The 395-nt window shown below is 56.2% G+C and carries 1 protein-coding gene; it reads right to left on the bottom strand.

Annotation, left to right across the window (positions count from 1 at the left end; genetic code table 11):
* Positions 1-350: hypothetical protein (locus tag JIN78_RS17455; protein ID WP_234038075.1), on the bottom strand; the 350-nt coding region annotated here is incomplete at its 3' end.
* Between the last annotated feature and the right edge of the window lie 45 nt (positions 351-395).

The raw sequence follows: 395 nt of genomic DNA, 5'->3' as shown, positions 1-395 counted from the left end.
ACGAGAATCCTTCCGAAGAGGCCTGTAAGCGGGGGCATTTGGGGAGCGCTTTTGCCCCATTGCTCGCTGAGAGTAAGGGCGAGGGCGTCCATCATGAAGGCAACGGCGCGCGGGTTGGTGCGCTTCCACAGGGCTTGTTTTGAGAGCGGGCGCGCTTCGCTGAGCTTAAGCTTGCTGGCGATCTGATTGAAGGATGCTTTGCCGGAGAGGATGGCATCGAGCTGTGCGAGAACATATCCTGCGGCGGAGAATTTTTTCGATTTGCGTTGAATGAACTTTCTTGTTCTTGCCAGCGCATCGAGGCGGGAGGAGAATGAATGTGAGGCGTCGGTGGGTAAAGTCTTTAGCACACCGAGCTTGCCGGCGACCTCGCCTAGTCAAGGAAAAAGCGAGTT

The sequence above is a fragment of the Roseibacillus ishigakijimensis genome (assembly GCF_016595415.1).
Classification (GTDB): domain Bacteria; phylum Verrucomicrobiota; class Verrucomicrobiia; order Verrucomicrobiales; family Akkermansiaceae; genus Roseibacillus; species Roseibacillus ishigakijimensis.
This window is presented reverse-complemented; position numbering and strand designations above follow the sequence as displayed.